The 18221-nt window shown below is 68.4% G+C and carries 12 protein-coding genes; 2 read left to right on the top strand and 10 right to left on the bottom strand.

Annotation, left to right across the window (positions count from 1 at the left end):
* The first annotated feature begins 26 nt into the window (after nt 1–26).
* Nucleotides 27–2048 carry a DUF945 family protein gene (locus IP92_RS21350; RefSeq protein ID WP_145878910.1) on the top strand — a complete coding sequence of 674 codons (2022 nt, stop codon included), beginning with the start codon at nt 27–29 and terminating at the stop codon, nt 2046–2048.
* Here the strand turns inward: IP92_RS21350 and IP92_RS21345 are convergent.
* The 4 genes from IP92_RS21345 to IP92_RS21330 all read right to left on the bottom strand — a co-directional run bounded on the left by IP92_RS21345 (nt 2045) and on the right by IP92_RS21330 (nt 9094).
* Nucleotides 2045–3982: a helicase-related protein gene (locus tag IP92_RS21345; protein WP_229418900.1), complete on the bottom strand. Its 1938-nt coding sequence runs from the start codon at nt 3980–3982 to the stop codon at nt 2045–2047. The genes IP92_RS21350 and IP92_RS21345 overlap by 4 nt on opposite strands.
* Before the next feature lie 73 nt (nt 3983–4055).
* The gene (locus IP92_RS21340) at nt 4056–6458 is read right to left on the bottom strand and encodes a sensor domain-containing protein (RefSeq protein WP_158206821.1); all 2403 of its coding nucleotides are present in this window, start codon (nt 6456–6458) and stop codon (nt 4056–4058) included.
* Between the two features lie 268 nt (nt 6459–6726).
* Nucleotides 6727–7947, bottom strand: a complete 1221-nt coding sequence (locus tag IP92_RS21335; RefSeq protein WP_145878905.1) for an MFS transporter — start codon at nt 7945–7947, stop codon at nt 6727–6729.
* A gap of 229 nt (nt 7948–8176) precedes the next feature.
* Complete coding sequence (locus IP92_RS21330) at nt 8177–9094, bottom strand: LysR family transcriptional regulator (protein WP_145878903.1); 918 nt, start codon at nt 9092–9094, stop codon at nt 8177–8179.
* 116 nt (nt 9095–9210) lie between these two features.
* On the opposite strand from IP92_RS21330, the gene IP92_RS21325 reads away from it, so the two are divergent.
* Nucleotides 9211–10224: a zinc-dependent alcohol dehydrogenase family protein gene (locus IP92_RS21325; protein WP_145878900.1), complete on the top strand. Its 1014-nt coding sequence runs from the start codon at nt 9211–9213 to the stop codon at nt 10222–10224.
* A gap of 6 nt (nt 10225–10230) precedes the next feature.
* Here IP92_RS21325 and IP92_RS30735 read toward each other — a convergent pair whose 3' ends face one another.
* The 6 genes from IP92_RS30735 to IP92_RS21295 all read right to left on the bottom strand — a co-directional run bounded on the left by IP92_RS30735 (nt 10231) and on the right by IP92_RS21295 (nt 18013).
* On the bottom strand, nt 10231–11823 hold the full coding sequence (locus IP92_RS30735) for a methyl-accepting chemotaxis protein (RefSeq protein ID WP_145878898.1): 1593 nt from the start codon (nt 11821–11823) through the stop codon (nt 10231–10233).
* 191 nt (nt 11824–12014) lie between these two features.
* Nucleotides 12015–13361: a cytochrome c gene (locus tag IP92_RS21315; protein ID WP_145878896.1), complete on the bottom strand. Its 1347-nt coding sequence runs from the start codon at nt 13359–13361 to the stop codon at nt 12015–12017.
* A gap of 9 nt (nt 13362–13370) precedes the next feature.
* Entirely contained in the window at nt 13371–15146 is a 1776-nt protein-coding gene (locus tag IP92_RS21310) for a GMC family oxidoreductase (protein WP_145878894.1), read from the bottom strand.
* 12 nt (nt 15147–15158) lie between these two features.
* Nucleotides 15159–15881, bottom strand: a complete 723-nt coding sequence (locus IP92_RS21305; protein ID WP_145878892.1) for a gluconate 2-dehydrogenase subunit 3 family protein — start codon at nt 15879–15881, stop codon at nt 15159–15161.
* Nucleotides 15882–15911: 30 nt separating this feature from the next.
* Nucleotides 15912–16577 carry a response regulator gene (locus IP92_RS21300; protein WP_145878890.1) on the bottom strand — a complete coding sequence of 222 codons (666 nt, stop codon included), beginning with the start codon at nt 16575–16577 and terminating at the stop codon, nt 15912–15914.
* Entirely contained in the window at nt 16574–18013 is a 1440-nt protein-coding gene (locus IP92_RS21295) for an ATP-binding protein (RefSeq protein WP_145878888.1), read from the bottom strand. Before IP92_RS21295 ends, IP92_RS21300 begins: the two co-directional genes overlap by 4 nt.
* Nucleotides 18014–18221: the final 208 nt, after the last annotated feature.

Here is an 18221-nt window from a genome sequence, read left to right as displayed (position 1 = left end):
TGCTCAACCATTTCCCCTATCGAATTGTGAAAGTACCATCCCTGCTGGCGATGCTCGCCGCCGCCACGTTCGGCTCGGCCGCCGCGGCCGAGCCGCCCGCCGCTGCCACGCCCACCGATCCGGTCGCCCTCGCGGCCGAAGCCGCGCGCGACGCCGCCGATGCTGCCGAGACGGCCCGCCGCGCCCATGCCGAGGATGCACGCCTGCGTGCCGAAGGACAGCGCGCGCTGCAAGGCCTGTCGCTGCAACTGCAACGCCACGTCGATCCGCTGGCGAAGCAGCAGGCGCCGACGACCGACCAGCTGGACGCGATGGAGCGGGTGTTCAAGAGCCGGCAACCGCTGCGCGTGGAACTGTTGTCGAAGCGCGGCGCGCCGAAGCGCCAGCGCCTGACGTTGCCCGCCGGCGCCTACACCGGCATCGACGGAACGACGACGTGGCAACCGCTGACGTGGCAGGTCAACCACAGCGCCGACGCGCGCCGGATGGACTCGACGTTCGTGTGGCCGGGAGCCGTTCATGCCCAGGCCAAAGGCACGTTGACGGTGCAGGATGCGGCCGGCAAGAGCCAGCAGCGGCGCGGTACGGACGGCCTGTGGTTCGGCAGGACGCACTTCACGGCCGAGAACGTGCGCTTTGAAGCGCCGAACTCGCCGCCTGCCGACTTCATCCACCTGCGCGGCCGCAGCACGACCAGCCCGGCAGGCAAGTCGATGCACCAGGACTATGACATGCTGGTGGAACGGCTCAAGGTGGCCGACTTCACACTCGAACAGCTGCACATGGCGTTCCAGTTGCGTAATCTCGACCGGGCTGCCGTGGCACGCATCGCGCAGACCGAAGCCGGCGACAAGGACCTCGTCTATGCGCAATTGAAGCAACTGGCGCTCTCCGGCGCGGAACTGCGCATCGACGACATCAGCGCGCGCTACAAGGGACATACCGCGAGCGTGCACGGCACCGTCGCGCTGCCCGGCGTAACGAACGACGACTTCTCCTCCGTGGCGAAACTGACGCGCAAGCTGAAGTTCCGCTTCGACGCGAAGGTACCGCTGCCGCTCGTGCGCGAGATCGCCACGGCGTTCGCGGCCAGGAACACGGCCAAGGGCGCGCCTACCGCCGAGCAGTTGTATGCGGGGATCGTCGGCAAGGCCGTCGGCGACGGCTGGGCCCGCGTCGAAGCGGATGCGTTGCTGACGTCGATCGAATGGCGCGACGGCAGCCTGGTCATCAATGGCAAGCCGGTCGAGTTGCCGCAGGCCGCGAAGGCTGCGCTGGTCGTCGTGCCGCCGGCAGATCCGCAGCCGCCGCAAAGGCTGTCGATGGCCACACGCCCGGCCGATTCCCTGCTGGCGCACGCGCTGAACGGTCATCCGATGGCGCTGGCGGCGCAGTGCCGCAGGGAGGTCGAGCGCGGCGCGGACGCCACCGACACGGCGTTCGACTGGTGCCGCAAGGCCGCGGACAAGGACATGCCGGAAGCCTTCGGCCAGCTCGCCGTGCTGTACGACCGGACCGGCGACAAGGCCCAGGCGGAAGCATGGCGCCGCCGCGCCGCCAGCGCGGAGCCCGAGCTTCCCCGCGACGAGCTGGAGCACGGCGGCTCCGAAGTGCTGCGGCAGCGCGCCGGTGAATGGGACATCAGCGAATTCCGCTTCGACCCGCGCTTTGCGCGCGACCTGCTGGTGTCGATGGAGACGCCGCGCAAGCATGACAAGTGGGTGCCGGTGCTGTCGCTGTGCGTCGCGGCCGAAGCGCCGAGCGACCGGGTATGCCTTGCAATGTCGCGGTATGGGGACGACACGCAACTGGCGGTGACCAAGCGCGTGCAAAGCCAGCTCGTAGACAAGCCGCAGCAGCGGCTGGACGCGGAAGCCGCGCTGGGCATGTCGCATCACGTGCGGGTGTATGTGCGCGACGACGTCGTCTATTTCGAATTGAACGGCAACCGCGTCATTGCCGAGCCGGTGGGATTCCCCGTCGAGGTCATCGAACTGGGGTGCTCCACCGCGGATTGCCGGTTCTCCTTCATCCCGCCCGCTCCCTAGCGCCGGCGGTGCCGCCGCCGCGCCGCCGTGTTCTGGTCCTGCAGCATCGAATCGACCCGCTCCGACGCGCGGCGCGACAGTTCCTGGGCCAGCTCGATGTCCGGGAAGTAGTCCGGCAGGCGGTAGCCGAGCCACGCATACGCCGAGTACATGCGGCACGTGTCTTCCACCTCCTGCAACGTCATGTAGTACAGCGACGTGCCTTCCTGCAGGCGCGTGGTGCGCTGCTTCGACAGCGCCACGCACCAGTGCTCCCACGCGTTCTGCAGCGCCACCACCTTCGTCGACACGGGCACCAGCGACAAGGTGAACTTGTCCGCCACCGACAGCGGCAGCGTATCGAGCCATGTGGCGCGCTCCATCTGGTCTTCCGTGATGCGCGGGTAGAAGAAGCCGTCCGGCACGTCGATGTTGTGGATGAAGCGTTTCAGCAGCTTGGCGAGCGACGTTTCGCCCGTGACGGCGGCGATGCGGTGCAGGTGCTCCAGCGTGGGCGCCACCGCGAACCCGGTCGTGTTCAGCGGCACGGGCTTTTCCTTCAGCAGCGAGCGCATCACCTCGTGGCTGTCCGCGTCGTAGCCGGCCACCAGGCCTTCCTCGTGGATGCCGTAGCGCCCTGCCCGGCCGGCGATCTGGCGCGCCAGCGCGGCCGGGATCTCTTCCTCTTCGTAGCCGTTGAACTTGATCGTGCTCGTCATGACGATGCGCTGGATCGGCATGTTCAGGCCCATCGCGATCGCATCGGTGCCGACGACGATGTCCGCCTCGCCATCGCGGAAGCGCTGCGCCTGCGCGCGCCGCACTTCGGGCGACAGGTTGCCGTACACGGTGGCCACCGAATGGCCCATCTCGGCCACCATGTCGCGCCACATCAGCACATCGCGCCGCGAAAACGCGATCAGCGCATCGCCCGGCCGCAGGTTCTTCACCTTGCGCACGGGCCCCGGCTCCATCGCCAGCGGCCCCTTACGCTTCAGCACGTGCACTTCCAGCTGGCATTCCAGGCGTTCGGCCAGCGCCTCGACGGCGCGGCGCGCTTCCGGTGCGCCGACCAGGTACACAGTGCGGGCCGGCGCGCCGCACACGGCCGCCGTCCACGCGGCGCCGCGGTCGCGGTCCGCCAGCATCTGGATCTCGTCGATCACGGCCACGTCGACCGGCGTGCGGGTGTCCAGCATCTCCACCGTGCTGGCCACGTGCGTGGCCCCTTCGGCCAGGCGGCGCTCCTCGCCCGTGACGAGGCTGACGGCCAGCGGTTTGCCGTGCTGCGTGACCTCCAGCAGGCGCTCGTAGTTCTCCAGCGCCAGGAGCCGCAGCGGTGCCAGGTAGACGCCGCTTGCGGCCTTGGCCAGCGCTTCCATCGCCTTGTGCGTCTTGCCCGAATTGGTGGGGCCCAGGAGCGCGATGAACTTGCGCGGCAGGCGGCGCGCCACCTCGAACGACGCCGGGTATTCGGCCAGGTTGATGCTCTGGCGCGTGCGCTCCGCATGCCGCTCCTCGCGCTGGCGCTCGACGGCGTGGCCCAGGCGCTGGCGGATGCGGTCGAACACGACAGTGGCCGGCTCGGACGTCTGCAGGTCCGCCAGCGTGTGCAGGAAGTCCATCGGCGCGAGGCCGTATTCGTCGCACTCGCCGGCCAGCTCGCGCACGAAGCCGGCGGCAGCGCCATGCAGCTCGCGCAGCGCACGCTCGTTCGAACGCTCGCGGATCAGCGCGGCGCGCGCCTCGGCATCGAGCTTGCGCCATTTCGACGGCTTGGCCAGCACGCCCTGTGCCGGCACCAGCGCATACGGCACGTGCAGTCCGGCGTGATCGACGCTGCCGGCAATGCGCAGGAACACCCTGCCTTCCATCTTGACGAGAGCGATGCCGCGCGCGGGCAGGTCCAGGTCGAGGCTCAGTTGGTCGTCGTCTTCGGGGGTCTCTACGGTCATCGTGGTCGGTGTTTCTCGGCTGGGCCACGAGTATAGCGTGCGCGGCGCAGCGGCGGAGGACGGCTCGCGCCCCTCAGCCGGCGTGCTCGGCCGCGATCAGCTCCCCCATCCGCTCCGCATCGACAGGCTCGCTCAGCAGATTGCCCTGCGCCGTGTCGCAGCCGTGCCGGCGCGCCGATTCCCATGCCTGCCTGGTCTCCACACCCTGCGCGCAGACGGCCATGCCCAGGCCATGCGCGATGCCGACGATCGCGGCCAGCACACTGCTTTCGGCCTCCTTTGTGCCGGCATCCTCGATCAGCGTGCCGCAGGGCTTGACGACGTCGACGGGATAGCGCGACAGCGACGACAGCGCCGTCAGCTCCGTGCCGAACGCGTCCAGCGCCAGGGCCACGCCCAGTTCCTTCAGTTGGGCGAGGTATTTGTCGGGGAACTTCGGATCGAGCACGAGGCTCTCCCTGACTTCCAGCTGCAGCGCGGGGCATGCCCGGTTTTCCTGCACGAGCCGGCGCAGCACGGGCAGGAAGCGCGGATGCTTGAACTGCCGGGCCGACACGTTCACCGTCAGCGGCGCCGCAAAGCCGCCGCCGCTCCATTCGCGGTGCTGGCGGCAGGCCGTGCGCAACGTCCATTCGCCGATCGGCAGCATCAAGCCGGCCTGCTCCGCATCGTCGATGAACTGCCCGGCCGTGAGCAGGCCGCGCTCCGGATGATGCCAGCGGATCAGCGCCTCGACGCCGGCGATGCGGCCCGAGCGGATGTCGAATTGCGGCTGGTAATGCAGGCAGAACTCTTCCTCGTGCAGCGCGCGCAGCAGCTCGCGCTCGCTGCGCTGGGCATCGCGGGCGGCCGCGCCCATCTCGTCGCGGTAGCGCTGGAAGTTGTAGCGCCCGCGCCCCTTCGCCTCGTACAGCGCCAGGTCGGCCAGCTTCATCAGCTGCTCGCCATCCTGCGCATCGAGCGGATACACGGCGATGCCGAGCGACGCGCCGCTGTGCACCTCCTGCCCCTCGATCGCGTAGGGCCGGCCCAGCGTCTCGACAAGCTTCTCGGCCAGCGCGCTGGCGGCCGTCGGGTCGGCAAGATGCGTCTGGATCACCACGAACTCGTCGCCGCCCAGGCGCGCCGCCAGGTCGCTGGCGCGGATGTGCGTGCGGATGCGCTCGGCGACCTGGCGCAGCAGCACGTCGCCCACGTGGTGGCCGAGGCAGTCGTTGATGAGCTTGAAGCGGTCCAGGTCAAGCAGGTGCAGCGCCACCATGTGATCGTCGCGCCGCGCGTAGGCCAGCGCGTCGCGCAGCCGGTCCGGAAACTGGGCGCGGTTGGCCAGGCCCGTCAGCGGATCGTGGTTGGCCAGGTGATACGACTGCTCCATCGCCCGCCGCAGGTCTTCCTGCGCCTTCTTGCGTTCCGTGATGTCCTCGACGATCGCCACCGTGTGCAGCGGCACATTGCCTTCGCGGCGCAGCGCCGTCGTCACCTTCACCCACAGGAACGAGCGGTCGTGCCGGAGGAAGCGGTTTTCCATCACGTGCGCATCGACTTCGCCGGCGGCAAGGCGGCGGTACAGCGCCAGCGTTTCTTCCCCGTCGGCCGGGTGCGTGATGGCGTGCACGGACAGGTGGCGGAACTCGTCGGCGCTGTAGCCCAGCATGTCCAGCAGCTTCGGGTTGGCGTTCAGGAAGCGGCCATCCAGCGCGCACTCGGCGATGCCCAGCGGCGCGTGCTCGAACGTGGCGCGGAAGCGCTCCTCGCTGCGTCGCAACGCTTCCTGTTCGGCCTTGCGGCGGGTGATGTCCTGTATCATCATGCTGGCCATCATGCCGCCGGTGCCGTCCCGAAACAGGCTGGACGAGACACTGCCTTCGAAGCGTTCGCCGCCGCGGCGAATGAATGTGATCTCGGCACTCGCCTCGCCGGTCTCGGCGCGCGCTTCGCAAGCGGGCGCGACGCGCGGATCGGCCATGTCGATCACTTGCTCCCGCCGCAACGTCAGCATTTCCCGCTCGCTATAGCCGAACAGCCGCAGCGCGGCCGGGTTGGCGGAGACGATCGTGCCGTCCGGCTCCATCAGCAGCACGGCATCGTTGCTGTGTTCGAACAGAGCACGGTAGCGCGCCTCGCTTTCGCGCATTGCCGCTTCGCTGATCTTGCGTGGGCTGATGTCGCGCACGAGCTTGACGAAGCCTTGCAGCGTGCCTTGCTCGTCATACAGCGCGGAGAGCACGATCGAAGCCCAGTAGCAGCTGCCGTCCTGCCGCACACGGATGCCTTCCTCGCTGAAGCTGCCGTCGCGCGCGGCCAGCGCCAGCGCCTCGGCCGGCCGGTTCGCCGTCCGCTCCTCGGGGGTGTAGAAGATCGAGAAATGCTGGCCGAGGATGTCGGCCGCGCCGTAGCCCTTCAGGCGCTCGGCGCCGGCATTCCAGGTGCGGATCGTGCCGGCTGTATCGAGAATGAACAGCGCGTATTCGCGCAATTGGTTCAGGAATGGGCCCAGCTGGCCGGCATAGCGGTCGAGTTGTCCTTGGCCTTGCCCTTGGCCTTGACCTTGGCCTTGTCCTTGGCCTTGTCCTTGGCCTTGTCCTTGGCCTTGGCCTTGGCCTTGGCCTAGACCTTCACCTTGTCCCTGGCCCTGCTGCGTAGCCTCCATGCGCGGCCCCGTGTCGTGCAGGCACCGCGCCACCGCGGCGGCCTGATGAACGATAGACAGGGCCGGGTTCGATAGGTTCCCGGAATTTCGTGGTTCAGGCTGCCGACAGCGCGGCCCGTGCACTGCCGCGGTCGACGGCGATCGACAGCGCCAGCACGGCGATGCCGCCCAGCGGCAGGATCGCGCCGACCAGGGCGGTCGACGTCAGGCCGTAACCGGCGGCGATCGCCATGCCGCCGGCCCATGCGCCAAGCGCGTTGGCGACGTTGAACGCCGAGTGGTTCAACGCGGCCGCGACTGTTTGCGCATCGCCGGCCACGTCCATCAGGCGCGTCTGCACGGCGGGCACGACGGCGATGCCGGTGCCGATCAGGAACAGGTTCAGGCCGGCCAGCCACAGATTCGAGCTGGTCCACGCAAAGGCGGCCAGCACGAGCGCCTCCCAGACCAGCACGCTGAAGATCGTGGCTGTCTGCGCGCGGTCGGCGAACCAGCCGCCGGCGAGGCTGCCGACCGTCATGCCGACGCCGATCAGCGCCAGCAGCACGGAAATCTGCAGCGGCGTCGCGTGGGTGATCTGCTGCAGGGTCGGCGTCACGTAGGTGTACATCGCGAACATGCCGCCGAAGCCGATGCCGACCATCAGCAACGTCAGCCACACCTGCAGCCGGCGGAACACGCCCAGCTCGCCGCGCACGCTGGCATTGCCGGCCGGGATATGCGGCAGGCACAGGGCCACCATCGCCACCGTCAGCAGCGCCAGTCCGCCGACGATGCCGAACGCGGAACGCCAGCCCAGCATCTCGCCCAGCAGCGTGGCGAGCGGTACGCCGAAGATATTGGCCACCGTCAGGCCGAGCATCACGCGGCCGACGGCCTGCGCGCGCTTGTCCGCCGTGACGAGGCCGGCGGCAACGAGCGCGGCGACGCCGAAATACGCGCCGTGCGGAATGCCGGCCACGAAGCGGGCCAGGATCAGCAGGGCCGGCGTGGGCGCCAGCGCGCCGAGGAAATTACCGACGGCATACATCAGCATCAGGCACATCAGCATCATCCGGCGCGGCATGCGCGCCAGGAAGATCGCGATCAGCGGCGCACCGACGACGACGCCGAGCGCATAGGCGCTGATCATGTGGCCCATCGCCGGCAACGTGGTGCCGAGGTCGCGCGCGACGAGCGGCAGGATGCTCATCGACGCGAACTCGCCGGTGCCGATGGCGAGGCCGCCAAGCGCCAATGCCAGTTCGGCAAGGCCGGCGCCACGGGGCGCGATGATGGTGGGAATCTGGGAATCGGGAAGTGCTGCTTCTTGCATGGGGGATGGTGCGACGAAAACGAAGCCGGGCAGGATAGCACGGTGGGCGAATTCGTGCAGGAGCTCGCTTGCGCGGCAATGGCTCAGCTCGTGTCCTTCCGGGGTCAGACCCCAGCGGGACACGAGCTGAGCCGGGGCATCGGACACACGCGCGGCGTGGTTCTGGTTGAGCTCGTGTCCTGTCGGGGTCTGACCCCAGCGGGACACGAGCTGTGCCGTAGGCTGCGGCTCAGCACCGCACGTCGCGGTGTGCCAGCAGGGGCGGGATGCTTTCCAGCAGCGCGTCGATTGCGGCGCGCACGCGCAGCGGGATGCGGCTGGCGTGCGGCCAGACGAGGTGGATGTCGTTCGCCACCACCTGCTCCGGTTCCATCACGATCGCCAGCCGGCCTGCCAGCACGGCCGGGCCCACCAGCCAGCACGGCATCCACGCCAGGCCGGCGCCGGCCAGGACGGCGTCGGCGATGGCCTGCAGGTCGTCGAAGCGCAGCTGGCTGCGCGGCGTGACTTCGCGCACCGTGCCGTCCGGGCCGTACAGCTGCCACGGCACGGGGCGGCCATTGTGGGCATACACGACGCCCGCGTGCGATAGCAGGGCATCCGCGTCCGCCGGCACGCCGTGGCGCGCCAGGTAGGACGGTGCGCCGCACAGGCACATGCGCTGCATGCCCAGCTTGCGCGCGACCAGCGTGGCGCTGTCGGGCAGGGTGCCGATGCGCACGGCAAGGTCGAAGCCCTCTTCCGGCAAGTCCAGCACGCGGTCGCTGAACACGCATTCGATATCCAGCGCCGGGTGCCGCTGCGCCAGTTCGACGAGCGCCGGGGCCACGCAGTGGCGGCCGAACAGCACCGGCACCGAGATGCGCACGCGCCCGGCCGGTTCGTGGCGGCCGTCGTCAAACGCCGCTTCCACCGCGCGCAACTCGGCCAGCGCGCGCTGCGCGCTTTCGTAGTAGGCCTGGCCGTCGTCCGTCAGTGCCAGGCGGCGGGTGGTGCGATAGAACAGGCGCACGCCCAGCCGCGCTTCCAGCCGGGCCACCGCCTTGCCGACGGCCGAACGGGTAACGCGCAATCGCTCGGCGGCCTGGGCAAAGCTCCCCGCCGTGGCCACTTCGACAAAGACGCCGACGCCTTCCAGGTTATCCATCGATTGCATCCTCCATGGCGACAATGAGGGGAGCAACTCTCCCCAATGGAACCGCAGATTCTACGTTACCTTGGCGTCCTGCGTTCAACGCCTATCCAACCGCATGAAAGGACACCATGAAAGCCTACCAACTGCAACCGGGCGACGGCATCGCCGGCCTGCGCCGCATCGGCATCCACACCCCCACCCCGTTGCCCCACCAGGTGCTGGTGCGCACCCGCGCCGCGGCGCTGAATTACCGCGATCTGATGTTCGCCCGCGGTAACTACGGCGGCCATGGCGCCGCGGCGCTGGTGCCGCTGGGCGACGGCGCCGGCGACGTCGTCGCCGTCGGCGCGCACGTCACGCGCTTCAAGCCGGGCGACCGCGTGATCCACGCCTACTTCCCCGGCTGGGCGGACGGCGCACCGACACCCGCCAAGACGGCTGCCTCGTTCGGCACGCACATCGACGGCACACTGGCCGAAGCCTTCGTCGCCGACGAAGCGGCGCTGGCCCACATGCCGGCGCACATGGATTACGTGCAGGCGGCCACGCTGTCCTGCGCCGGCACGACGGCGTGGAACGCGCTGTTCGTCGCAGGCCGGCTGAAACCCGGCGCATCGGTACTGCTGCTGGGGACGGGCGGCGTGTCGGTGATCGCGTTGCAGCTGGCGCGCGCGGCGGGCCTGGCGGCGATCGTCACGTCGTCATCGGACGAGAAGCTGGAACGGGCGCGCGAACTGGGCGCGGCCGGCACGATCAATTACCGTGCGACGCCGGAATGGCAGGAGGAAGTGCTGCGCCTGACGGGCGGGCGCGGCGTGGACCTGACGGTGGAGACGGGCGGCGAAGGCACGCTGGCCCGGTCGATCGCCGCGACGGCGATGGGCGGCACGGTGGCCGTCATCGGCATCACGAGCGGCCTGGGTGGCGCGCAGATCGATCCGATTTCACTGATCGCCGGTGCCAAGCGGCTGTCCGGCATTTTCGTCGGCAGCCGGGTCATGCTGGAAGACCTGGTGCGCTTCACGGAAGCGGCCCGCATCAAGCCGGTGGTCGACCGTGTGTTCACGTTCGACCAGGCGGCCGAGGCCTACACGTATGTCGACCAGGGCCGCCACTTCGGCAAGGTGGTCGTGACCGTTTAGATCACGTCAGTACAGCGCCAGCGCGCGGTTGGACGAGCGGCCGGAGGACGGCGCACCTTCCAGCCGGAACGTGCTGACCAGCTCTTCCAGCTGGGCCGCCTGCTGGCGCATCGATTCGGCGGCGGCCGCCGCTTCCTCGACCAGCGCGGCGTTCTGCTGCGTGGCCTCGTCCATCTGTGCGATGGCCTGGTTGATCTGGTCGATGCCGGCGCTCTGCTCTTCGCCCGCCAGCATGATGTCGGACATGATCGTCGTGACCTTCTCGACGCTCGTCACGATCTCGTCCATCGTGCTGCCGGCCTTGCCGACCAGCTGCGTGCCCGCTTCCACCTGATTGACCGATGCCGTGATCAGTTCCTTGATTTCCTTCGCGGCGGCGGCCGAGCGCTGGGCCAGGTTGCGCACCTCGGAAGCGACGACGGCGAAGCCGCGGCCCTGCTCGCCCGCACGCGCCGCTTCCACGGCGGCGTTCAATGCGAGGATGTTGGTCTGGAACGCGATGCCATCGATGACGGCGATGATGTCGACGATGCGTTTCGAACTCGTATTGATCGTGTCCATCGTGTCGACCACCTGCGACACCAGCTGGCCGCCCTTGCCGGCCACCGACGATGCCGTCAACGCCAGCTGGTTCGCCTGACGCGCGTTGTCGGCGTTCTGGCGCACGGTCGACGTCAGCTCTTCCAGCGACGACGCGGTTTCTTCCAGGCTTGCGGCCTGCTGCTCGGTGCGGCGCGACAGGTCGGCATTGCCGGCCGAGATTTCATGGCTCGCTACCGCGATCGCGCTGCTGCCGTGGCGCACGCTCTGCACCGTGGCCGCCAGTTGCTGCTGCATCTTCGACAGGCCGGCCAGCAGGTTGCCCATCTCGTCATGCGACGTGACGGCGATGCGGTCGGCCAGGTTGCCGGCGGCGATCGCATCGAAGTGGCCCAGTGCCTCGTCGAGCGGGTTCATGATCGCGCGCAGCAGCACGATCGTCGCGCCGACGATCACGATCAGGCCGATCGCGATGGCCGCCGTGAAGCCTTTCAGCACGCCGTCGTAGAACGACTGGCTTTCGGCGAAGTGCTCGGCCGCCGATTTCATCTGGTATTGCTCGAGCTTGTTCGACGCGGCATCGAACGTCGAGAACATCGGCGTCAGCTTCTTCATCGCCAGCTCGTCGATACGGGCCGTGTCTTTCGAGCGGATCGCGTCCATCAGGCCGCGCAGGCCGTTGTCGATGTAGGCGGTGCGCTTGGCGTCGAGGTCGGCCGTCAGCGCGCGCTCGTCGTCATCCATCGGCATCGCCAGGTATTCGCGCCACGACTTGTCGGCATCCTTGATGAAGCCGTCCGCACGGCCCAGCGTTTTTTCCAGGTCCGGCGCTTCCGGATGGAACACGCCGCGGTCGATGACGAACCGGGAACGGTTGAGGAAATTCTTCGCCTCCGCCAGCTTCAGCGCCGACGCCATCTGCTTCTGATACACATCTTGCAGTGCAGCATTCACGGTCCGGATACCGTTGATGCCGACGCCGCCGATGACGACGAGCAGGATGCCGAGAAAGGCCATGCAGGCGATCAGCCGCAGGCGAATTGTCAACCGTTTAATCATGATTATCTATCCGTAAATTTGGTGCATTGCACTTGATCGTCGCGCTTTGCCCGTCCAGAAAGTGAAAACGGCGGTGCCCCGGGATCACCGTTGCACCGCCTGCTTGTTGCATCGCAACAATTACTGCAAGTCTATCACAAAGTTGCCGTGTATAAACTGTTTATTGGTGAATTTTGTTGCTTTCCATCCAGTCAGCGCGACGCATGTTCCGCATCGAGCTGTTTGCGTACCTTCGCCACGGCCGATGCCGTCGCGGCCGGGGCCTGGTTGCCCCAGCTGGTGCGCACGAAGGTGACCAGTTGTGCGGTCTCTTCGTCCGACAGGCGCCAGGCAAAGCCCGGCATGCCCAGGTTCGACGGCGCCTTGCCCGTCGTCGGCAGCGCGCTGCCCGCCAGCACCAGACGGATCAGCGACGCCGGGTCGTCCGCCAGCACGGAGGGATTGCCGGCCAGCGCAGGGAACGTGACGGCATTCGACTTCGCATCGGTGCGGTGGCACGCGGCGCAGTTGTCGACGTACAGCTGCGCGCCCCGGTTCTCCTCATTCCCGGCGCGCAGCGCGCGCGCCGTCGCCTCGCTGGCGGCGAACGTCGCCTTGCCCTGCCCGACCGCGGGCAGCGACTTCAGGTAGGTGGCCATCGCTTGCCGGTCCGCGTCCGTCAGGTGCTGCGTGCTTTGCGCAACCACGTCCGCCATCGGCGTGCCGACGACGGCCGCATGGGCATTGCGCGCCTTCGCCAGCGTATCGGCGATGTCACGTTCGCTCCAGCGCCCCAGGCCGTCGGCCGCGTCGCCGCGCAGGTTGACGGCGAGCCAGCCGTCGATCACCGCGCCGCCGGCCAGGTAATGGGGCGACGACTCGTCCTGCGCCAGTTCCTGCATCGTCGTGGCGCGCGGCGTGTGGCATGCGCCGCAGTGGCCGAGGCTTTGCACGAGGTAGGCCCCGCGTGCCAGCGCCGCGCTCTGGTAACGGTCGACGGGGATCGTGGCGACCGGCGGCGCGAACGCCTTGCGCCACAGCGCCAGCGGCCAGCGCATCGACAGCGGCCAGCGGATGTCCGCCGTGCGGTTCGCCGATTCGACCGGCGCCACGCCCTGCATGAAGTACGCATACAGCGCGCGCAGGTCGGCGTCCGTCATCTTCGCGTACGACGGATACGGCATCGCCGGATACAGCGTGCCGCCGGCCGGCGTGATGCCGTGCCGTACCGCGCGGTCGAAGTCGTTCAGGCTGAAGTTGCCGATGCCCGTCTTCTTGTCCGGCGTGATGTTGGAGCTGTACAGCGCGCCGATCGGCGTGGCCATCTTCAGGCCGCCGGCGAACGGCTTGCCGCCCGGTGCCGTATGGCAGGCGATGCAGTCCGACGCGGTGGCGATGTAGCGGCCGGCGGCGATCAACTGGTCGGTTGGCTGCGTTTCGGCGCCGGGGCCGATCGCCCGCGTGTCGGTCGGCAGCGCTGCCACCAGCGCGGCGCCGCCGACGGCCACCACGGCCAGGCCCAGCACGATGGCGAGTGCACGTTTGGTTGTTGTCTTCATCGATGATCCTTATGCGTGCACCAGCGGGCCGGGGTTCTTCAGGTACTGCTCGCGGATCGCCGTGGCGCACCAGTACGCCAGCGCGCCCACCATGCCGGTCGGGTTGTAGCCATTGTTTTGCGGGAAGGCGTTGGCGCCCGGAGCGAACACGTTCGACACGTCCCACGATTGCAGGTAGCGGTTCAGCGCGGACGTCTTCGGGTCGCTGCCCATGATCGCGCCGCCGCACGTGTGCGTGCTCTGGTACTGCGTCACGTTGTAGTGCGCGCCGTCCTTCTTCGCATCGCCCTTCATCGCCTTCGGGCCCAGCACCTTGCACATGTCGGTGGCCTTTTCGACGAGGTATTGGGACGCCTTGATCTCGTTGTCGTGCCAGTCGAACGTCATGCGCAGCAGCGGCCGGCCGAAGGCATCCTTGTAGGTCGGGTCCAGGTCCAGGTAGGCATCGTCGTAGGACATGCACGAGCCCTGCACCTCGTAGTAGAACGAGTGGCGGAACGCTTCCTTGACGCCCTGCTTCCACGCGCTGCCCCAGTTCGGCACGCCGGGCGCCGTCTGGATGCCGCGCACCGGGCCGGCGCCGGGCTGGCGCGCCCAGATGATGCCGCCGCCGATGTAGCCGCTCTTGGCGCTGTCGTTGCGGTTGCCGTTCAAGTCGTCGAACGTGGCGCCGCCGCCGCCGATGCCGATGAACGGGTTGGCCTGCACGGATTCGTCGAAGAACAGCACGACGCGGTTCAGGTTCTGGTACGAGTAGTTGCGGCCCACGGTGCCCGTCTTCGTGACGGGGTCGTATGGCGTGCCGATGCCGGAGACCAGCATCATGTGCACGTTGAACAGCGAGAACGCGCACAGCAGCACGAGGTCGGCCGGCTGCTCCGTCTCGCGGCCCTGCGCGTCGAGGTAGGTGACGCCGGTGGCCTTCTTGTTGTCGGCCGTCAGGTTCACTTTCAGCACCTGCGCCAGGGTGCGCAGCTCGAAATTCTCGCGGCCGCGAATGGCCGGGAAGATGCACGCATTCGGGCTCGCCTTCGAGTAGTTCAGGCAGCCGTAGTCCGAGCAGAAGCCGCAGAAATTACAGGGCCCCATCTGGCAGCCGTACGGGTTCGTGTACGGCGCGGAAGCGTTCGACGCGGGGATCGGATACGGGTGGTAGCCCATCTCTTTCGCGGCCTTGTAGAACCACTCGGCGCCCAGGTAGTTCGGATTCGGGCCCAGCGCGTAGTCGCGCGAGCGGGAGCCTTCGAACGGGTTGCCGCCTTCGATATATTTACCGTCGATGACGCCGGCCTTGCCGCTCGTGCCGCACACGTACTCGAAGTGGTCGAAGTGCGGTTCCAGGTCTTCGTACGTGATCGGGAAATCCTGCACCGTCATGTTCGATGGGATGAATTTCTTGCCGTAGCGCTGCTCCAGGTTGCTGCGCACCTTGAAGTCTTCCGGCAGCGCACGGAAATGGCAGCCGGACCAGTGCGAGCCGGCGCCGCCGACGCCCGTGCCCGGCTTGAACGACCCCATTTGGCGGTACGGCACGGCCGTGTCGGCGATGCCGTGGCGGATCGTCACGGTTTCCTTCGACAGCGCCTGCAGGTACTTGCGGTGCACGGAGCCTTCCAGCTCGTCGACGACGCGCGGGTACGAGAAGTCCGGCTGCGTGTCGCGGTCCGGACCCCGTTCCAGCACGACGACGGACAGGCCCGCATCCGTCAATTCCTTGGCCATGATCGCGCCGGTCCAGCCGGCGCCGACGATCACGGCATCCACTTTGTTCTTTACGATGGTCATCTTCGATTCTCCTTATCCGCGCCGGCCGGCCAGGTCCACCGGGCCGATCGGATACGGTTTGTCGCGTACCTCGACCCAGTCGAGGTAGTCGGCGCGCATGCCGGGGTAGCCGATCATCTTCCACGCGCCCATGTTCTGGTTGCCGCCATGGCGCGGGTCGGCGAAGTAGCCGTTGCGCACCTCGGCCAGCAGGGTCGAGAAGAACAGCTTGGCCGAGATGTCGTCGAACTTCAGGTCGCCCTTCTCGGCCGCCTGCAGCAGCGCATCCTGCTGCTTGCCGTCCAGGTCGGCGAACGCCTTGCCGGCAAATTCGCGGCCTACGTGGGCATCGAACGCCTTGATGCCGACGCGGACGATGTCGCGCAGCGCGAGCTTGCCCTGGTAGCCGAACTCCGGCGCGGCCTTCACGAACGGGCCCTGCATGTACCAGATGTCGCCGGCCGCGTACGGCGTCTGCATGTGCTTGTCGAGGAAGCGCGGCACGTTCATTTCGACGGCACCAGGGCCGTGCTCGTCGTGCGGGATCAGGCGGTCGCAGGCCGCGTGCACGAAGCGCCATTCCGCGCTCGTGAAGAACGTGGGCGTGTAGGCTTCCGGCTGGCCTTCCGGCGCCGGGCCGGCCGCGCTGGCATCGAGCGCGCGCACGGCGCCGGCACCGGCGGCCGCGCCAAGTGGCAGGAAGACGAGGCTCTTGATGAGACTTCGCCGCGAAGTGGGTTGCTTGTCGTCCGACATGCTGTCTCCGGTCGTGGGTTGAAAGTGGGACTACAGCCAGCGATAGCCGATCCCGTAGACGGCTGCGATGGCATCGGGCAGGCCGGCTTCGCCGAGCTTGCGGCGCAGGTTCTTCACGTGCGCATCGATCGTGCGGTCGCTGACGACGCGGTGGTCCGCATACACGTTGGCGCGCAGCTCGTCGCGGGTGCGTGCCACGCCGGGGCTGTCGCGCAGCACCTTCAGCAGGCGGAATTCGACTGGCGTCAGCGCCAGCTCGCGGCCGTCGACGAAGGCACGCAGCGCCAGCGCGTCGATGTGCAGGCCGGCGCGCGGCGTCGCCTGCGGCGGGCGGCGGCGCAGCACGGCGCGCACGCGGGCCACCACTTCGCGGGGGCTGAACGGCTTGCAGATGTAGTCGTCGGCCCCGCTGTCGAGGCCTTCCAGGCGGTCTTCCTCGGCGGCGCGGGCCGTCATCATGATCACGGGCAGGTCGCCGCCTGCACGCAGCGCGCGGCATAACGTCATGCCGTCGACACCGGGCAGCATCCAGTCCAGCAGCACCAGGTCGACGCCGCCGGCCGCGACGAGCGACTGCACGCGGCGGCCGTCGTGCAGCGCGGTGGCGCGGTACCCGGCCGCTTCCAAGTACGACACGAGCAGGCGGGCCAGCCGCAGCTCGTCCTCGACCACCAGCACGTGCTGGGCGGCGCTCATGCCGGCTCCTCCAGCGGCAGGCGCAACGTGATCGTCAGGCCGCCGCCCAGCGTGGCGCCGGCCGCGATCGTGCCGCCATGCGCCTCGGCGATGCTGCGGCAGATCGCCAGCCCCAGGCCGCTGCCGCCGGTGCCGCGGCTGCGCGAGCTGTCGCCGCGCCAGAAGCGCTCGAACAGCATCGTCAGCGCCTCGTGCGGCACGCCGCGGCCGTCATCGGCGAACGTGAGCACGGCGTGGCCGTCCTCGCGCTTCAGCAGCAGCGCCACGCGCGTGGCCCCTTCGGCATGGCGCAGCAGGTTCGTGAACAGGTTGCGCAACAGTTGGCGCAGGCGGATCGTGTCGCCGCGCGTCGTCAGGTGTTCCGGCAGCTCCGCGTACACGGCGGTGCGGGCGACCGCCAGCGGATCGCGCCACTTCGCCAGTTCGGCGCCGACCAGCTGGGCCAGGTCCAGCGGCGCGATGTGGTAGTCGAACACGCCGGCGTCCGTCAGCGTGATCTGGCGCATGTCCTCGATCAGGCGCGACAGGGTCGCCACCTCTTCCGTCAGCAGCGTCACGCTGCGCTGGTTCATCGGCTCGATGCCGTCCTCCATCGCTTCGAGCTGGGCCTGCAGCACGGCGAGCGGCGTGCGCAGCTCGTGCGAGATGTCGGCCATGAAGTGGCGGCGCAGGGCCTCGTTGCTTTCCAGCGTCGCCGTCATGCTGTTGAAGTTGCGCGCCAACGTGGCCAGTTCGTCGCGGCCGCCGTCCGGCACCCGCACGCCGTAGTCGCCGGCCGCCACCTTCGCGGCGGCGACCGTCAGCCGCCGGGTCGGCGCGACAAAGCTCCGCGCCAGCAGCATCGCGGCCAGCGCCGCCAGCGCCAGCGTGGCCAGGCCGATCAGCGCGCTGTCGCGCTGCTGCTGCACGAGGAAGCCCTGCTCCGCCTCTTCCGACAGGCCGCGCAGCGGCGCGCCGACCAGGGTCGCGACCTGCCGGCCGTCGACCAGCACGCGCTGGTAGCGCAGCGGCATGTCGCCTTCGGTCTGGTGGTTGCCGGCCAGGTGGGCGCCGTCCATGTCGTACAGCGCCAGGCGGCGCGGCCCGCGGCCGGGCACGGCGTAGTAGATCGAATCGCCGCCCTCGTGGTGGATCGACGTGTCGCCGGCCAGCGGCGCGGTGGCGCGCTCGCGGCCGATCGCGCCGGTGTAGCGCTCCCATGCGCCCTGGTTGCCGCGGATGAAGTCCCAGTTGCCGTGTTCCCGGTAGGCGCGCGCCAGTTCGAACGCCATCGCCTCCATGCGCCGTGCCTCCACCTCGTTCAGGTAGCCCTGGAAGCCGCGCTGGAAGCTCCAGCGGGTGCCCAGGCCGACACCGAGCGCCGTCAGCACGCTGACGACGAGCAACGCGCAGAACAGCCGCGTGGTGATGCCGATCCTGATGCCGAGTATTAACATCCCGACATTTAGCCACGGCAACTAATTCGGTACAAGCCCTCGCCCGCGCGACAGTTTAATTCTTCACAGAAACTTCACAATGTTTCGTTTGCGTTATCGAACCAACAATGCCAATATCGCCAGGCTCCCTCCGCGCCCTTTATATTAAGACGGTACAATAAGGCCGCACGATCAGCACTCTTAGCGAGCGGCTGCTCAGCGGTACGCC

Source organism: Pseudoduganella flava, from assembly GCF_007830495.1.
Lineage (GTDB): Bacteria > Pseudomonadota > Gammaproteobacteria > Burkholderiales > Burkholderiaceae_D > Rugamonas > Rugamonas flava.
This window is presented reverse-complemented; position numbering and strand designations above follow the sequence as displayed.

Coding starts and splice junctions, on each gene's coding strand:
- IP92_RS21345 (WP_229418900.1), bottom strand. CDS start 3,982: ATGACCGTAGAGACCCCCGAAGACGACGACCAACTGAGCCTCGACCTG.
- IP92_RS21335 (WP_145878905.1), bottom strand. CDS start 7,947: ATGCAAGAAGCAGCACTTCCCGATTCCCAGATTCCCACCATCATCGCG.
- IP92_RS21330 (WP_145878903.1), bottom strand. CDS start 9,094: ATGGATAACCTGGAAGGCGTCGGCGTCTTTGTCGAAGTGGCCACGGCG.
- IP92_RS21325 (WP_145878900.1), top strand. CDS start 9,211: ATGAAAGCCTACCAACTGCAACCGGGCGACGGCATCGCCGGCCTGCGC.
- IP92_RS30735 (WP_145878898.1), bottom strand. CDS start 11,823: ATGATTAAACGGTTGACAATTCGCCTGCGGCTGATCGCCTGCATGGCC.
- IP92_RS21315 (WP_145878896.1), bottom strand. CDS start 13,361: ATGAAGACAACAACCAAACGTGCACTCGCCATCGTGCTGGGCCTGGCC.
- IP92_RS21310 (WP_145878894.1), bottom strand. CDS start 15,146: ATGACCATCGTAAAGAACAAAGTGGATGCCGTGATCGTCGGCGCCGGC.
- IP92_RS21305 (WP_145878892.1), bottom strand. CDS start 15,881: ATGTCGGACGACAAGCAACCCACTTCGCGGCGAAGTCTCATCAAGAGC.
- IP92_RS21300 (WP_145878890.1), bottom strand. CDS start 16,577: ATGAGCGCCGCCCAGCACGTGCTGGTGGTCGAGGACGAGCTGCGGCTG.
- IP92_RS21295 (WP_145878888.1), bottom strand. CDS start 18,013: ATGTTAATACTCGGCATCAGGATCGGCATCACCACGCGGCTGTTCTGC.